This is a genomic window from Flavobacterium jumunjinense, from assembly GCF_021650975.2.
GTDB classification, from domain to species: domain Bacteria; phylum Bacteroidota; class Bacteroidia; order Flavobacteriales; family Flavobacteriaceae; genus Flavobacterium; species Flavobacterium jumunjinense.
On the sequence record NZ_CP091285.1, the window covers coordinates 4,247,775 to 4,262,897 of the forward strand.

Sequence of the window (15,123 nt, forward strand, 5' to 3'; positions counted from 1 at the left end):
CTTTCTCTAGAAAGGAGGTGTTCCAGCCGCACCTTCCGGTACGGCTACCTTGTTACGACTTAGCCCTAGTTACCAGTTTTACCCTAGGCAGCTCCTTGCGGTCACCGACTTCAGGTACCCCCAGCTTCCATGGCTTGACGGGCGGTGTGTACAAGGCCCGGGAACGTATTCACCGGATCATGGCTGATATCCGATTACTAGCGATTCCAGCTTCACGGAGTCGAGTTGCAGACTCCGATCCGAACTGAGACCGGTTTTGAAGATTCGCATCTAGTCGCCTAGTAGCTGCTCTCTGTACCGGCCATTGTAGCACGTGTGTGGCCCAGGACGTAAGGGCCGTGATGATTTGACGTCATCCCCACCTTCCTCGCGGTTTGCACCGGCAGTCTCGTTAGAGTTCCCGACATCACTCGCTGGCAACTAACGACAGGGGTTGCGCTCGTTATAGGACTTAACCTGACACCTCACGGCACGAGCTGACGACAACCATGCAGCACCTTGAAAGACGTCCGAAGAAAAAACTGTTTCCAGTCCTGTCGTCTCCCATTTAAGCCCTGGTAAGGTTCCTCGCGTATCATCGAATTAAACCACATGCTCCACCGCTTGTGCGGGCCCCCGTCAATTCCTTTGAGTTTCACACTTGCGTGCGTACTCCCCAGGTGGGATACTTATCACTTTCGCTTAGCCACTCAGTCCGAAAACCGAACAGCTAGTATCCATCGTTTACGGCGTGGACTACCAGGGTATCTAATCCTGTTCGCTACCCACGCTTTCGTCCATCAGCGTCAATCCATTAGTAGTAACCTGCCTTCGCAATTGGTATTCCATGTAATATCTAAGCATTTCACCGCTACACTACATATTCTAGTTACTTCCTAAAAATTCAAGCCCTACAGTATCAATGGCAGTTTCCTAGTTGAGCTAGGAGATTTCACCACTGACTTATAAGGCCGCCTACGGACCCTTTAAACCCAATGATTCCGGATAACGCTTGGATCCTCCGTATTACCGCGGCTGCTGGCACGGAGTTAGCCGATCCTTATTCCTACAGTACCGTCAAGCTGCTACACGTAGCAGTGTTTCTTCCTGTATAAAAGCAGTTTACAACCCATAGGGCAGTCATCCTGCACGCGGCATGGCTGGATCAGGCTTGCGCCCATTGTCCAATATTCCTCACTGCTGCCTCCCGTAGGAGTCTGGTCCGTGTCTCAGTACCAGTGTGGGGGATCTCCCTCTCAGGACCCCTACCCATCATTGTCTTGGTAAGCCGTTACCTTACCAACTAACTAATGGGACGCATGCTCATCTTGTACCGTTGGAACTTTAGTTATCAAATGATGCCATTCAATAACACTATGAGGTATTAATCCAAATTTCTCTGGGCTATCCCTCTGTACAAGGCAGATTGCATACGCGTTACGCACCCGTGCGCCGGTCTCTAGTTCCGAAGAACTATACCCCTCGACTTGCATGTGTTAGGCCTGCCGCTAGCGTTCATCCTGAGCCAGGATCAAACTCTTCATCGTATATTTTTTATATTGTACGATTCTAGCTTTTGTATTTAATTCGCCTTTACTCTCTTATTTTATAATTTAAATCACTTTAAATTATGCTGTCAATTCAATATGTCTATGAACGTGTCATTCTTGTTTTATAACCTTCACTTTCTTTAACCCCCTAAAACTCTATATCTCAAAAGCTTTTCAGTATCTCAGTTAGCGAGTGCAAAACTACAACCTTCTTTTTAATCTCGCAAGCTTTATTTGATAAAAAAATTATTTTTTTTTCTTAATAAATCTTACTCAATATATAAATGAACTTCGCTTGTTTCGCGGGGTGCAAAGATAATTAGTTTTTTATTTCTGACAAGCTTTTTTGAAAAAAAATCACTCTTTTTTTAAGCCTCAACTTTACGTTGTAATCATCAATATATATCTAAGAACTTCTGCGGTTATGCGGGTGCAAAAGTAGCCACTTTTTGCGAGTTTCCTAATCTTTTCTTAACTATTTTTTAATATATTTTTAGCTATTCTGAAAATCAATTACTTACATGACAAACTTTTTCCTTCTTATCAAATACTAATCTTCTTTTATAATAACAATAGCTACAACTACCCTGTAGTAAAACAAAACGTCTTTGACAACTTTTATTACTCTCTTATATATAAGGTGACGTTTTTTACTCTTTATATATAGGTGTGCTTTTTGCGGAATCTTGGTTTTCTAATTATATCTATTTCAAAAATGATTAGATAATTTTTTATATTTACAATAACATAACAAACATTGAAATGACAGATATTCCAAAACAGCGAATTTTATCGCTAGATACACTACGCGGATTCGATATGTTTTGGATTATTGGTGGAGACATCTTTTTCAAAACATTAGGAAAACAGACTTCCTGGTCTTGGGTTGATAGTATAGCCAAACAAATGGATCATGCTGCATGGGAAGGATTTTATGCGTATGATTTAATTTTTCCTCTTTTTATGTTTATTTCTGGAATAGCAATACCATTTGCAATGTTTGGCAAAATTGAAAAAGGAGGAGCTAAAAAAGAAATATACTATAAGATAATTAAAAGAGCTTCCATTCTTATTCTTCTCGGTCTAATTTATAACGGTCTTTTAACTTTTCAATTTAATACACTTAGAGCAGCTAGTGTTTTAGGACAGGTTGGTCTTGCTTATCTGATTGCATCAATAATTGCCATCAATTTTAGATCTTTTAAATCAATTTTCATTTGGGTGATTGGAATCCTTGTTTTCTATTCCATTTTACAATTAGCTATCCCAATTCCAAATTATCCAGCCGGAACACTTACTCCTGAAGGTGCTATAAATGGTTATATAGATCGTATTTTCCTCCCTGGCAAACTTTATGGAAAAGTATTTGACCCTGAAGGTTTACTTTGTATTTTTTCAGCTTCTGCAATAACATTAATGGGGACATTAGCTGGACTTATTTTGCGTTCTAATTCTTTGAGTCCTTATAAAAAAGTAATCCTCTATACTATTATTGGATTTTCTTTAATAGTTATAGCTTTATTACTTAGCAGTTGGTACCCAATAATTAAATCTATTTGGACTTCTACTTTTAATCTTTTAACAGGTGGAATTAGTTTTATTCTATTTGCTCTTTTTTATCTTATAATAGATGTTTGGAAGTTTCAAAAATGGACTTTTTTATTTCGCGTGATTGGCCTAAATTCTATTACAATCTACATGGCAACTTGCATGATTGACTTTAAAGCTACAGCTACTTTTGTTTTTGGAGGCTTTTCCACTTTTTTTGGTAATTTACAACCTGCAATACTTATTCTATGTATGATTATTGTTGAATGGGTGTTTCTTTATTTTTTATATAAAAAAAACATCTTCATAAAAGTTTAATTTAAGAATAGAAATCATTATTTTAAATAAAAAACCTCGTTTAATTTATTACTTAAACGAGGTTTTCATTATTCTATTTCCTATCTGGAATGTTCTCTAAAATTTCTAAGACAAATTTCCAATATTTTTGAGCAGAAGAAATGCTTGCTCTTTCATCTGGACTATGCGCTCCTTTTATTGTTGGTCCAAAAGAAATCATGTCCATATCTGGATAGTTTGTTCCTAATATTCCACACTCTAAACCTGCATGACAAGCTACTACATCTGCTTTTTTACCATTTTGTTTTTCATAAATAGAACTCAAAACATCTAAAATTTCAGATTTAGCATTTGGTGTCCAACCTGGATAGCTTCCTGAAAACTCAACTTCACAGCCCATTAATTCAAAAGCTGAACGTAATGAGTTCGCTAAATCGAATTTTGCAGTTTCTACAGAAGAACGTGTTAAACATTGAATAGTTAACTTTCCTTGACCAACAACAACTTTTGCAATATTATTTGATGTTTCAACTAAATTATCAAAATCTGCACTCATTCTATACACTCCATTATGAGCAGTATACAAACCGCGAACTAAAAAATATTGTGCCATAGGAGGCATAACTTTTTCTGGAGTTAATGCGGATTTTTCAATAACAATTTCTAATTTCGGTTCTGTTGTTTTTAATTCTGCTTTTATTTCATTGATTACTTCTTGCATATCAAAAACAAATGCTTCATCATAAACACTAGCAATTACAACTTCGGCAACGCTTTCTCTAGGAATTGCATTTCGAAGGCTACCTCCTTTTATTGTGGAAATTTGTAATCCGAAATCATCAAAACCATCAAAAAGAAGACGGTTCATAATTTTATTTGCATTTCCTAATCCTTTATGAATATCCATTCCTGAATGTCCACCACTCAATCCTTTTACAGTGATAGTATAACCTACAGCACCTTCCGTAGTATCTTCTTCATCATATTCTGCAACTGCGGTAACATCTACTCCTCCAGCACAACCTATATCTATTTCATCATCTTCTTCAGTGTCTAAATTTAATAGAATTTCACCTTCAAGCATTCCACCTTGCAAGCCCATAGCTCCAGTCATACCTGTTTCTTCATCGATTGTAAACAATGCTTCGATTGCAGGATGTGGAATATCTGTACTTTCTAGAACTGCCATTATTGTTGCCACTCCTAGTCCGTTATCTGCTCCAAGAGTTGTTCCTTTTGCACGAACCCAATCTCCTTCTACATACATCTCTATACCTTGAGTATCGAAATCGAAATCGGTGTCATTATTTTTTTGATGAACCATATCTAGATGCGATTGCATAACTATGGTTTTCCTATTTTCCATTCCAGCAGTTGCTGGTTTCTTTATGATTACGTTACCTACTTCATCATTAACAACATCTAAGCCTAATTTTTTAGCGAAATCATTCATAAATGCAATTACACGCTCTTCTTTTTTTGATGGACGTGGTACTTCATTTAAATCGGCAAATTTGTTCCAAAGGGCTTTTGGTTCAAGGTTTCTTACTTCTTGGCTCATTGTAGTTTATAGTTTCAAATTTATAAAGTACAAAGTTACAAAGTTTAAATTCTATACTAAATGATTTCTAATTATATTTACGTTTTTATATTATGAAATTACAGAAAACTCACATATTACCTATTCTATTAATTTTACAAATTACTATTGTAAAAGCATTAGCACAGTTTCCAGAATTCATTGAAGAATGGTATAGCAAGGGTTTATATCCCAAAATCGCATTTTTATCAAGAAATTTATTAGGTTGGATTCCTTTTTCAGTTGGCGACCTTATTTACTTTATTTTGATAGTCTCTATACTACGCTGGATTTTGAAAAATAGAAAGGGTTTTATGAAAAACTGGAAAATTAATGGATTAACAATTTTAAGTTGGCTTTCAATTCTATATTTTACTTTTCATTTTTTATGGGGAATGAATTATTATAGAGTTCCTTTAAATGAGAAATTAAACATTGAAAAAGAATATTCTGTAGAAAAATTAGAGGCTTTTACTTTAAAAATGATTACCAAAACGAATGCTTTACATTTATTAATTACGCAAAATGATACTTTAGCTGTTGAAATACCTTATTCTGATACTGAAATATTTGATTTAGCACTTAATGGTTATCAAAAATTACCAGAAAATCTAAAAGAATTTCAATATAAAAACAAAAGTATTAAAGGCTCTTTATTAAGTTATCCGTTAAGTTATATGGGTTTTGGTGGTTATTTAAATCCGTTTACGAATGAAGCACAGGTAAATATTTTAAAACCAAAATTCAATTCTCCAATGACTACCTGCCACGAAATGGCTCATCAAACAGGAATTGGTAGCGAAAGTGAATGCAATTTTATTGGCTTTATTGCTGCAATTAAAAACGAAGATATTTATTTTCAGTATTCGGCTTATAATTTTATTACACGTTATTGTTTGGGTAATTTAGAAAGAATAGAAGAAGGAAAAAGTAAATTGTTTTTTGAAAAAATAAATAAAGGAGTGGTTAAAAACTTTGAAGAAAACGAAGCTTTTTGGGAAAGCTACCACTCACCTATTGATACTTTTTTTGAATATTTTTACGATAATTTTCTAAAATTAAACCAACAAAAAGATGGGTTGGAAAGCTATAGTAAGTTTGTTGGGTTGATGATTGGGTATGAAGAGTTGATGATTAATGAAGATTGATTAGTCCAGGTAAATTGGTTCGTCATAAAAAGTAATTTTAAACCTTCTATCAGTAGGTTTGTATAATCTATTCTTTAAGTAATTAACATCTATCTGTTGATTAATTTGTTCCATAATCGAAGGATATTGTTCTTCATCATATTCTGTTTTATCACTTCTAATGATTCTATAAAAATATTGCTTTCTATAAATAGGTAAATACTCTTCATAGCTTGGACAATATTCAAAACTAATATTATAAATATTCATCTCTGGATAATTTTTTATAATGATAGAATCTTTTACACAATAGTTATTACACAAATCTGAAACTTCAAATTTATGTTTTCCATTTTTTAAAACAATATCAATAGCATCAAATTCTGAAATCTTATCAGATTTATAAACAATAGAATCATCAATAATAATTCTACATGAAGGATTTTCTTCAGTTATTGAATAATCATCAAAACTGATATGAAAATTTTTAGTATCTCCTTTTATAATTCTTAGTTGGAAATTAAAAAATAGTATCACTAAAACTACTATTAAGATCGAATAAGAAGCAAATAATATATTAAACTGAGTAGTACTTCTCATCATTTAATCAATTCTAAATTGTATTGGAAAGTAAAACTTTATACTTTCTTTATTAATTTTATCAATACAAAAACAAGATTCTAACTTTATTATTATTTTTTTAGAATTTTTAATGACTGATTTATTAAAAGACTCTAAAACACCTTCTTTTTCATTTTTAAAATCAGTTATCGAACAGCTATTTCTTAATATAAAAGAAACAAAAACTCTATCGCTTTTTATTCTTTTATTTAATGCTTCTTCATACATCTCATCGGAAATAATACTTGTAAAATTTATATGCGCATTATACGTTATTCGATTCTGAGAATGAGATTTTAAGAATATTAAAATTAATAATGGTATAAAATAAATTTTCATAAATAAACGTTTAATACTATTAATCAAATTTTATACCCTTTTATTTTATTCATTAAAAAAATTAAAAACTTTCCTAAATCTCATCACTTGTAAAACTCGTTATGTGCTTTTTTTTGTAGGGACGAATGATTAATCTTGCTTCTCTATCAAAACGTATGTAATTATAAACCCAATTTAAAAAAACTACAGCTTTATTTTTGAAACCTATTAATGAGAACAAATGCACAAACATCCAAACGAACCATGCAAAAACACCACTAAATTTATAATTTGGTAAATCTACAACTGCTTTATTACGACCGATTGTCGCCATAGAACCTTTGTCTTTGTATTTAAAAGCTTGCATTTCTTTTTTACAGATTAGCTTTACTAAATTTTCTGCTAAATGGTTTCCTTGTTGCATTGCTGGTTGTGCCATCATTGGGTGACCTAATGGATAATCTTCAAGTGCCATTACTGCAATATCTCCAATTGCAAATATATTTGTATAACCTTCCACTTGATTGTATTGGTTTACTTTAATTCTTTCAGCTCTAGCTACTAAAGAATCTGCATCAAGACCACCTACTAAAGCTCCTTGAACTCCTGCTGTCCAAATAACGGTTGCGCTATCGAAAGATAAATCGGAATTTGTTGTTACTGTCTTGCTATCATAGCCCGTAACACGAACATTTTTCCAAACACTTACACCTAACTTGATTAAAAACTCTTCTGCTTTTTCAGAAGCATTTTCACTCATTGTATTTAGGATTCTATCACTACTTTGAATAAGATTGATTTCCATTTTTCGAACATCTAAATCTGGATAATCCTTAGGAAGAATTGCCTTCTTCATTTCTGCAAGTGCTCCTGCCAATTCTACACCTGTTGGTCCACCACCAACTAAAACAAAATTCATTAAACTATGTCTTTCTTCAATATCATTAGTTAATAATGCTTGTTCAAAATTTTCAAGAATTAGACTTCGAATATTTAGTGATTGCGGAATGGTTTTCATCGCCATACAGTTTCTTTCCATTTCTTTGTTTCCAAAAAAATTAGTTTTAGATCCTGTTGCTAAAATTAAATAATCGTATTTTAACTCACCTATATCGGCTATAATTTTATTATTATCAGTATCAATTTCTTTCACTTCTGCTAACCTGAAATAGAAATCATTATACTCTTGTACTACTTTTCTAATTGGATAAGCTATCGAATCGGGTTCTAATCCTCCAGTTGCAACCTGATACATTAATGGTTGAAAATTATGATAATTGTGTTTATCTAATAGAACAACTTGTACATTTTTATTTCTTAATTTCTTGGTTAAAGCAATTCCTGCAAATCCTCCTCCAACAATAACAATCCTTGGAAAACTACTTCGTGGTATATTCATTTTTTGATTACTCTTTATATGTTTCAAAGATACGAAGAATTTGTTTTTTTTATATTAAGTTTCTTTTTTTTCGTTTTTCTTTGTAACAACATTTACAAAATGACTACTTATAACATATGAATGAAGCGTCAGAAGAAATTTTTGTAAAGCAATTACAGGAGAATCAGAATATAATCCACAAGATTTGTAGGTTATATACTAATGATGAAGACGCTCATAAAGACTTGTTTCAAGAAATCACAATTCAGCTCTGGAAAGCTTTTCCAAAATTTAGAGGCGATTCTAAATTTACAACTTGGGCATACCGCGTTGGGTTAAATACTGCTATTACTCTCTATAGAAAAAAGAAAAAAACGCTAAATACCATAGAATTTGATTCTACTTTTCACAAGGTAAAACAAGAAGATTATAATTATGAAGAAGAAGAGCAGTTAAAACTTCTATATAGCGCTATTAGCGAATTGAACGACATTGAAAAAGCATTAGTTTTCTTATATCTAGAGGACAAAGATTATACCGAAATTTCCGAAACACTTGGAATTAGTGAGGTAAATGCAAGAGTGAAAATGAACAGAGTTAAAGGAAAATTAAAAAAAATATTAAATCCGTAACCAATGGATGAATTAGATTTATTAAAAAAAGATTGGAAAAAAAGAGAAAACTCCTTCAATCAAGTAAGTGAAAACGATATATATAAAATGCTTCATAAAAGATCTTCTTCTATTGTAAAGTGGATTTTAATTATAAGTATTTGTGAGTTTATTTTTTGGATTGGACTTTCACTATTAATGAAACAAAACGATCAATTAACTAATATTTACAAAACAGATCGCTACAATATGATTACCATTTCTGAAATAGTGAATTATATTATTCTGTTATGCTTTATTTTTATTTTTTATAAAAATTACATCAAAATAAACGCAAACCAATCTGTTAAAGAATTAATTAAAAACATCTTAAAAACAAAAAAAACCGTACAAGTATACATTAAAGTAATCTTGTTTTATTCTGCTATTTTAGTAATTGTGGCAAGTGTTTTTCAATTTAATTACAATCCAGAATTATTAAAGATGTATCATGAAATTGAAGAAAGTGGTTATAAAAATTTATTTATTGTAATTTCTTTGCTTTTTGTACTTATATACATCGGTTTACTTTCATTATTTCTTTGGGGATTTTACAAATTAATTTATGGAATTCTATTAAAGAAACTCTACAAAAATTATGAAGAATTAAAAAAATTAGAACTTTAAAAAAATCAAGTTATGGTACGATTCATTATAGAAGTAGCAAAATTTGCAATTGTAACTACAATGTTAATTATTGGTTTAGTTGCAAATGCCCAAAAATTAGACAATAGTTTATTGTGGAAAATTTCAGGAAATGGACTTGAAAAACCTTCTTATCTATATGGAACAATGCATGCAGTATGTGAAACTAATATTGATGATAAGGTAATGAAAGCATTTGATGAAACAAATCAGCTTTATCTAGAAGTAGATATGGACGACCCAAATTTACAAGCTTCGATGATGGGTGGTTTAATGATGAAAGATGGTGTTACTATTACTTCATTAATTACCGAAGAAGAAGCAAAAAAACTAGATGCTTTTCTACAAAAAAACATTGGCTTTTCGTTAAAAATGATAAATACTTTTAAGCCTTTTTCAATTAGTTCAATGTATATTCCCAAATTATTAGATTGTCCGATGAAAGCGGTTGATACTGAGTTAATGAATATTTCTGTAGCACAAAATGAAGAAGTTTTTGGTTTAGAAACAATTGAAGATCAAATGGCTGTTTTTGATAAAATCCCATACGATGTACAAATAGAAGAGTTATTGAAATCTGCAGAAACTGACTTGAAAAAGGATAAAGAAGAGATGAAGAAGATGCTAACTATTTATAAGAGTGAAGATATTGAAGCCATGTTGGCCTTTACTAAAGAGTCAGAAAATAAATTAGCTTCAGATTTTGAAGAGGAGTTACTTATTAATAGAAACCAAAACTGGATTCCTATCATTTCTAAAGTAGCTAAAGAAAAACCAACCTTTTTTGGAGTTGGAGTTGGACATTTAGCTGGTGATAAAGGGGTAATTAAACTACTTAGAAAAAAAGGCTTTAAAGTTGAAGCTGTTAAATAATCAAAAAAATCCTGTTTGAAACAGGATTTTTTTTTGATTATTTCTTAATATTTCCACATTCTATCTTTATCTAATCTTGCTTGCTCTTCAAGCTCATCTGCAGGAATTACCTTTAAAAATGATGGATGTTGCTCAATTGCATATTCGATTTTTTCTACAATACTATCTACTGAATCGTTTTCATAATCAATCTCTAAAGGAGGTTTAATAACAAAGGATTGTAGAATTCCTTTCTTTTTAATTCGAAGTCCTTTTCTATCAAAAGAGCGTCTAAAACCATCAATTACAATTGGAACTACAATTGGTTTGTGTTGCAAAATAATATGTGCTGTCCCTTTTCTTACAGGTTTAAACGAACGTGTTGTACCTTGAGGAAAGGTTACAACCCAACCATCTTCTAATGCTATTTTAATATTTTCTGTATCGTTAGGGTTTACTTCCCTCTTTACATCTTTACCTTCTGCTCTCCAAGTTCTTTCAACAGTAATAGCTCCAGCGTAAGCCAATATTTTTGGCAATAAACCCGATTGCATAGTTTCCTTTGCTGCAACATAATACATGTTCATTTTTGGATTCCATAAATAGCCCACATTTTTAATGTTATTTTCTCTTCCTTTCAATGAAGCATTAAAAACATGAAACATAGAAACTACATCTGCAAAATAGGTTTGATGGTTTGAAATAAATAACACATTAGTCTCGGGTAATGCTCTAATAATTTCAGAACCTTCAATATGCATTTGATTAAACCCTCTATATCGCTTATGTGTAAAACTACCAGCGATTCGAATTAACCACTTCTTCAAAAATAATATATGTCCGAAAGGATTTCTTTTTAATAATCCCATAGTTTTTGTGTGTTTAAAAATAGAAATTGGGCTACAAAAATAGCAAAACCAACCATCTTTATGTTAAAAATCTAAAAAAAAACTATCTTTTCGTCTCAAAATTGAATACTGTTTTTAATAGATTCTTTTAACTCACTCATCATCATAGCAGTAGCTCCCCAAACAACATATTTTTCAACCATAAAAGCAGGAACTTCAATATCCGTTGCATACGATGTTGTCATTTTTACCTTTGTTATCGTTTTCTCGTCTAAAAACAATGCTAAAGGAAACTCTAGCACACTCTTAACTTCATCTAAATCAGGAACAAAACTCAGCTCTTCATGAGAAATTCCCATAAAAGGAGAAACCAAAAAGTTACTTGGTGGAATGTATACCTTACTAAAGGGTTTAATAATTTGAATCTTATTTGGAGGGATTCCAACTTCTTCATGAGTTTCACGCAAGGCAGTTTCTGCTAAATCTCTATCTTCAACCTCTACCTTTCCTCCAGGAAAACCAATCTGAGAGGAATGCACACCAGGATAAGTATTTCTAACAATTAAAGCCAAATGAGTTTGTGAGGCTTTAGGATAGAGTAACATTAACACAGCAGCTTCTCTAGGCTCTTTTTCAAGATAATCCATCTCTTTTAAAAAAGAAATTCGTTCCAAAGGAGCCATTTTTGCATGAGCTTCTGTCTCTAACAACTTTTCTTTTTCTATTTTTGGAACATATTTAATAAAATCTTGAAATAACATACTTGATAGGGTTTATGTATATAAAGTTAATTCAATTTTTTTAACCTTAGTTAATTTTTTAAAAATAATGTATAGCAAAGAAGACGCAAAAAGAATAAAAAGAGAGTTTTGGATACAATTTGCAGAAGAATATCCTAGAAAATGGATTTTATATAACACTCAAATTAAAGATTTTTCTTTTAAATTCTATATAGACAATAAAAAAGCACAAGTTTTATTAGAAATAGAACATAAAGAATTAGAAAAACGTACAATATATTATGAAAAAATTGAGTCTTTAAAAAATATTCTTTTTGAAGATTACATAAATGATGTTATATTTGAGAGGGACTTTCATTTAGAATCTGGAAAAACGGTTAGTAGAATTTGGGTTGAAAAAAGCGGAATTAGTATAAACAACAAGGATACATGGAATACTGTTTTTGATTTTTTCTTTGAAAAGATGGATGCATTTGAACGTTTTTTCTTTGATTATGAGGAATATATAAATGATTTAGAAACGAATACATAAACTATTACGTTTTGTTAGCTACAGAACACGTTATAATTGCCTAAAAATTTACTTTTGAACAATGATTTTATGAAATATAATTACGAGTTGTTTTAAATGTCTTTGATCCTACTATTACAAATTCAAATAAACTATCGTTAATCAATATATAAATTAGAATTCATCATTAAAACAAAACACTTTTATAAAAAAATAAATGCTAATAGCCTCAATTAAAGAGAATTTTAAAGAAATAATACAGTTACTAGATCAACTAAGCGATCTAGATTTCACATATTGTCATCCAGAATTAAGTAATGCTACTATTGGTGAGCATACGCGACATATTATCGAACTTTATCAGGTGTTAATAAAAAATTACTCCCATGGTTTAGTAAACTATGATAAGCGAGAGCGAAACTTAGCTATTCAAACTTCAATCGTTGAAGCAAAAAAAGCTATTGAAAATATCCTTTCAAATATAAATCAACCCAATAAAGATTTATTATTAGAGCAAGGAGCTATTCAACCTTTGTTCACTATTAGTACTAATTATTTTAGAGAATTACTTTATAATTTAGAACATAGTATTCATCATCAAGCATTAATAAAAGTAGCCATACTAAAGAATCCAAAAATTAATATTTCGCAAGATTTTGGTGTTGCAAAATCGACAATAGAATTTAAAACGCAATGTGTACAGTAACCTATGTTCCTTTAAAGAATGGTTCTTGCTTAACTTCAAACAGAGATGAAAAAGTAGCAAGAGAAAAAGCAATTCCGCCAACAGAATATTTTATTAATAATAAAAAAGTAATTTTCCCTAAAGATCCAAAAGCAGGTGGAACTTGGTTCGCCTATGATGAAAAAAATATCATCATTTTACTAAATGGAGCTAAAGAGAAACACATCACAAAAAATCAATATCGAAAAAGTAGAGGTTTAATTGTAATTGACTTGATTACTAGTGAGACTATTTTAGATGTTTGGAAAACAATAAATTTAGATGGAATTGAACCTTTTACAATTGTCTATTTTAATGGAGAAGAATTATATCAATTAGAATGGAATGAATTAGAAAAATCGACAATCTCATTAAATCCAAAAAAAAATCATATTTGGTCTTCTTCAACACTTTATGAGAAAGAAACTAGAGATAAAAGAGAAATTTGGTTTCACGAATATATTTTAAAAAACCAAGAAAACATTAATCCTGAATCACTATTAAATTTTCATCAATTTACTGAAAGCGACAATAAAGAATTTGGGTTACAAATAAATAGAAACAACACACTAAAGACAATCAGTATTACTCAATGTGTTTTAGTACAAAATAAAATTTCATCAAAATATATTGATTTAATGTAAATGAAAAAGACAAAATTATTATTTCATAAAATTAAACATTGGGAATATTGGCCTTATCAAATTGTTTACCTTCCTGTTTATTTTCAATATTTATATTACGCAGTAAAAGCAAAGTCATTTTTCTTTTTCAATGCTTCCAACCCTAGCATCAAAAATGGTGGATTTTTCATGGAATCTAAAAAAGAAATTTATGATTTAATTCCTCAAGAATACTATCCAAAAACATTCCTTTTTAAAGTAAACACACCTTTTAAAGAGATTAGAGAAATTCTCAAAAAAAATGAATTAAAATACCCATTAATCGGAAAACCTGATATTGGATTAAGAGGAACTGCTGTAAAAAAAATAAATTCGGAAATTGAACTTCTAGATTATAGTACTAGAGCTAATTTTGATTTTTTAATTCAAGGATTAATTCCGTTTCATAATGAGATTGGTTTGTTCTATGTAAGATTACCAAATGAGGAAAAAGGAATAATTACAGGAATTGTACAAAAAGAATTCATGATTATTAATGGTGATGGAAAAAAAACTATAAAAGAACATCTTGAAAAAGATCCACGATATCTATTTCAAATTGAAGCACTAGAAAAAGAATATAAAGAAAAATTAAACACTGTCTTAAATGCAGAGGAATCAATAAACTTGGTTCCTTATGGAAATCATTGTAGAGGAACAAAATTCATAGATGCCAGTCATCAAATTACACCTAAGTTAGTTGACCGTTTCAATCTTATTTGTGAAAAAATTGAAGGTTTTCATTTTGGGAGAATGGACATTATGTTTAATACCTATGAAGAGCTTGAAAATGGAGAGAACTTTAAAATAGTAGAAATTAATGGTGCTATTAGTGAGCCAACACATATATATGATCCGCAACATTCATTATTGTATGGCTGGAAAGAATTAACACGTCACTTCAAATATATGTACGAAATTAGTATCCATAATAAGAAAAAAGGAGCAAAATATTTAACTTTTAAAGAGGGTGTTAAAGAGTTTAAAAAGCATCACGAATATTATGATACAATTTTAAAGTTCTAAATACAGTAATTCAAATGTTAAGAATTGCAAAATATTTTTTTGTAATTTTATCTCTGGAAAACAAGAGA

15 protein-coding genes and 1 rRNA gene are annotated in these 15,123 nt (G+C 30.9%); 9 read left to right on the forward strand and 7 right to left on the reverse strand.

Features of this window, described 5'->3' with window-relative positions; translation table 11 throughout:
* Positions 1 to 10: 10 nt before the first annotated feature.
* Positions 11 to 1,526, reverse strand: a 16S ribosomal RNA gene (locus L2Z92_RS19225).
* Between the two features lie 765 nt (positions 1,527 to 2,291).
* On the opposite strand from L2Z92_RS19225, the gene L2Z92_RS19230 reads away from it, so the two are divergent.
* Entirely contained in the window at positions 2,292 to 3,395 is a 1,104-nt protein-coding gene (locus L2Z92_RS19230) for an acyltransferase family protein (protein ID WP_236456330.1), read from the forward strand.
* Between the two features lie 73 nt (positions 3,396 to 3,468).
* Here the strand turns inward: L2Z92_RS19230 and L2Z92_RS19235 are convergent, their stop codons facing one another.
* A complete protein-coding gene (locus tag L2Z92_RS19235) occupies positions 3,469 to 4,935 on the reverse strand; it encodes an aminoacyl-histidine dipeptidase (protein ID WP_236456332.1) in 1,467 nt (488 codons plus the stop codon).
* Positions 4,936 to 5,027: 92 nt separating this feature from the next.
* Between L2Z92_RS19235 and L2Z92_RS19240 the strand changes: the two genes are divergently transcribed.
* Positions 5,028 to 6,101: a DUF3810 domain-containing protein gene (locus L2Z92_RS19240; RefSeq protein ID WP_236456333.1), complete on the forward strand. Its 1,074-nt coding sequence runs from the start codon at positions 5,028 to 5,030 to the stop codon at positions 6,099 to 6,101.
* Here L2Z92_RS19240 and L2Z92_RS19245 read toward each other — a convergent pair whose 3' ends face one another.
* The 3 genes from L2Z92_RS19245 to L2Z92_RS19255 all read right to left on the reverse strand — a co-directional run bounded on the left by L2Z92_RS19245 (position 6,102) and on the right by L2Z92_RS19255 (position 8,418).
* Positions 6,102 to 6,683, reverse strand: coding sequence for a hypothetical protein (locus L2Z92_RS19245; RefSeq protein ID WP_236456334.1), 582 nt, complete (start codon positions 6,681 to 6,683; stop codon positions 6,102 to 6,104). It lies immediately after the preceding gene.
* Entirely contained in the window at positions 6,684 to 7,040 is a 357-nt protein-coding gene (locus L2Z92_RS19250) for a hypothetical protein (protein ID WP_236456335.1), read from the reverse strand.
* Between the two features lie 73 nt (positions 7,041 to 7,113).
* Complete coding sequence (locus L2Z92_RS19255) at positions 7,114 to 8,418, reverse strand: NAD(P)/FAD-dependent oxidoreductase (protein ID WP_236456336.1); 1,305 nt, start codon at positions 8,416 to 8,418, stop codon at positions 7,114 to 7,116.
* A gap of 116 nt (positions 8,419 to 8,534) precedes the next feature.
* Here L2Z92_RS19255 and L2Z92_RS19260 point away from each other — a divergent pair, with 116 nt between their 5' ends.
* Genes L2Z92_RS19260 through L2Z92_RS19270 form a run of 3 tightly spaced genes read left to right on the forward strand, consistent with a single transcriptional unit; the run spans position 8,535 to position 10,565 of the window.
* Positions 8,535 to 9,029 carry an RNA polymerase sigma factor gene (locus L2Z92_RS19260; protein WP_236456337.1) on the forward strand — a complete coding sequence of 165 codons (495 nt, stop codon included), beginning with the start codon at positions 8,535 to 8,537 and terminating at the stop codon, positions 9,027 to 9,029.
* A gap of 3 nt (positions 9,030 to 9,032) precedes the next feature.
* Positions 9,033 to 9,674: a hypothetical protein gene (locus L2Z92_RS19265; RefSeq protein ID WP_236456338.1), complete on the forward strand. Its 642-nt coding sequence runs from the start codon at positions 9,033 to 9,035 to the stop codon at positions 9,672 to 9,674.
* A 12-nt stretch (positions 9,675 to 9,686) separates the two neighbouring features.
* Complete coding sequence (locus L2Z92_RS19270; RefSeq protein WP_236456339.1) at positions 9,687 to 10,565, forward strand: TraB/GumN family protein; 879 nt, start codon at positions 9,687 to 9,689, stop codon at positions 10,563 to 10,565.
* A gap of 44 nt (positions 10,566 to 10,609) precedes the next feature.
* Here the strand turns inward: L2Z92_RS19270 and L2Z92_RS19275 are convergent, their stop codons facing one another.
* Positions 10,610 to 11,413 carry a lysophospholipid acyltransferase family protein gene (locus tag L2Z92_RS19275; RefSeq protein WP_236456340.1) on the reverse strand — a complete coding sequence of 268 codons (804 nt, stop codon included), beginning with the start codon at positions 11,411 to 11,413 and terminating at the stop codon, positions 10,610 to 10,612.
* 95 nt (positions 11,414 to 11,508) lie between these two features.
* Positions 11,509 to 12,153, reverse strand: coding sequence for an NUDIX hydrolase (locus L2Z92_RS19280; RefSeq protein ID WP_236456341.1), 645 nt, complete (start codon positions 12,151 to 12,153; stop codon positions 11,509 to 11,511).
* A 67-nt stretch (positions 12,154 to 12,220) separates the two neighbouring features.
* On the opposite strand from L2Z92_RS19280, the gene L2Z92_RS19285 reads away from it, so the two are divergent.
* From L2Z92_RS19285 to L2Z92_RS19300, 4 genes are all read left to right on the forward strand, one after another.
* Complete coding sequence (locus tag L2Z92_RS19285) at positions 12,221 to 12,664, forward strand: DUF4268 domain-containing protein (RefSeq protein WP_236456342.1); 444 nt, start codon at positions 12,221 to 12,223, stop codon at positions 12,662 to 12,664.
* Positions 12,665 to 12,860: 196 nt separating this feature from the next.
* Positions 12,861 to 13,349 (forward strand): DinB family protein, encoded by a 489-nt coding sequence (locus tag L2Z92_RS19290; RefSeq protein ID WP_236456343.1) that lies wholly within the window; start codon positions 12,861 to 12,863, stop codon positions 13,347 to 13,349.
* Positions 13,337 to 14,011 carry an NRDE family protein gene (locus L2Z92_RS19295; protein WP_236456344.1) on the forward strand — a complete coding sequence of 225 codons (675 nt, stop codon included), beginning with the start codon at positions 13,337 to 13,339 and terminating at the stop codon, positions 14,009 to 14,011. Before L2Z92_RS19290 ends, L2Z92_RS19295 begins: the two co-directional genes overlap by 13 nt.
* Complete coding sequence (locus L2Z92_RS19300) at positions 14,012 to 15,055, forward strand: D-alanine--D-alanine ligase (RefSeq protein ID WP_236456345.1); 1,044 nt, start codon at positions 14,012 to 14,014, stop codon at positions 15,053 to 15,055.
* Positions 15,056 to 15,123 lie beyond the last annotated feature (68 nt).